1 protein-coding gene is annotated in these 878 nt (G+C 70.0%); it reads right to left on the reverse strand.

Annotated features, from left to right (window positions below; translation table 11 throughout):
- Positions 1-878: condensation domain-containing protein (locus ACMGE0_RS33565; RefSeq protein WP_436820174.1), on the reverse strand; the 878-nt coding region annotated here is incomplete at both ends.

An 878-nucleotide genomic window follows, 5' to 3' on the forward strand; every position in this document is an offset into this window, starting at 1 on the left:
TCCTGGGTCTCCAGCCGGTTGCGGCCGGCCACCGGCACGCCGATCCGGATGTCGGACTGGCCGCTGTAGCGGTAGAGCAGGAGCTGGAAGGCCGACAGCAGCGTCATGAACAGGGTGGCGCCATGGGCCTGCGACAGGCGCCTGAGCGACTCCGCGAGATCGGCGGGAACGGCAAGCTCGACCAGGCCGCCTGATGTGTCGCGTCCACCCTTGCGGGGCCGGTCGACGGGCAGTTGCAGTACCGGATGCTGCTGGCCGAGGCGGGCGCGCCAATAGGCGAGCTGGCCGGCGACCGCATCCTCGTCGAGCCAGGTCCGCTGCCACAGCGCATAGTCGCCGTACTGGATCGCAAGCGGCGCAAGCTCGATCGCCTCGCCCTTGCGGGCGCCGTTGTAGAAGGCGGCGAACTCCTTCATCAGGATGGGCATCGACCAGGCGTCGGAGACGATGTGATGCATGGCGACCTGCAGCACGTGCTCGTGCTCGCCCAGCTGGATCAGCCTCAGCCGCAGGAGCGGCCCGTTGACGAGATCGAAGGGCATGGCGGCACCTGCCGCAAGCATCCGCTCGAGCGCGTCCTCGCGCGCAGCTGCGACAAGGCCCTGCAGGTCCTCGAGCGTCCAGCCGAAGTCGGGTGTCTCGGCCACGAGCTGATGGGCGACGCCGTCGGTCTCGGCAAAGCGGGTGCGCAGGCTCTCGTGTCGGGCGACCACGGCGGCAGCCGCCGAGCGCAAAGCCGCGACGTCGAGCTCGCCTTCGAGCCGGATCGAGCCGGCGATCGTATAGGCGGCGCTGTCGGGATCGAGCCGCCACAGGAACCAAAGCCGCTCCTGCGCCGGCGACAGCGGAATGCGATCGAGGCCGGCCGGCCGACGCGG

Origin of the sequence: Neorhizobium descurainiae (genome assembly GCF_051400715.1) — a bacterium.
Taxonomy (GTDB): Bacteria; Pseudomonadota; Alphaproteobacteria; order Rhizobiales; family Rhizobiaceae; genus Neorhizobium.